Source organism: Algoriphagus sp. SE2 (assembly GCF_039563885.1).
Taxonomy (GTDB): domain Bacteria; phylum Bacteroidota; class Bacteroidia; order Cytophagales; family Cyclobacteriaceae; genus Algoriphagus.
This window is the reverse complement of the sequence record NZ_JBCLWJ010000084.1, coordinates 1-392: the sequence shown is the minus strand read 5'-3', so window position 1 is coordinate 392 and position 392 is coordinate 1. Positions and strand designations below refer to the sequence as shown.

Annotated in this window: 2 tRNA genes; both read left to right on the top strand. The window is 38.3% G+C overall.

What is annotated here, in order from left to right:
* The first annotated feature begins 126 nt into the window (after positions 1–126).
* Positions 127–200 (top strand) — tRNA-Pro (locus AAGF08_RS20525).
* A 48-nt stretch (positions 201–248) separates the two neighbouring features.
* Positions 249–322, top strand: a tRNA-Arg gene (locus tag AAGF08_RS20520).
* Positions 323–392: the final 70 nt, after the last annotated feature.

Sequence of the window (392 nt, the reverse complement as noted above, 5' to 3'; positions counted from 1 at the left end):
TTTTCTCTAAACTTTTGGATTTTAAAATAGAATGGCTTGTGAAAGCAAGATACTATCTAAAATCCTTCATTTGGTTGAAATTTAACTTGCAAGGAGTTAAAAAGTATAGTGTTAATATAAAAGTCTCGGGGTGTAGCGTAGCCCGGTATCGCGCCTGCTTTGGGAGCAGGAGGTCGTAGGTTCGAATCCTGCCACCCCGACTTTATTTGTTTTGTTTAATCATATTGATATAACAAAAAGTTTATCCAGGTCCTGTAGCTCAACTGGATAGAGCAACTGCCTTCTAAGCAGTAGGTTTCAGGTTCGAGTCCTGACAGGATCACATTTACAGAAGCGGAATTACGTTCCGCTTTTTATTTATATAACTTCACGCAACTTCTGTTGCAAAATTT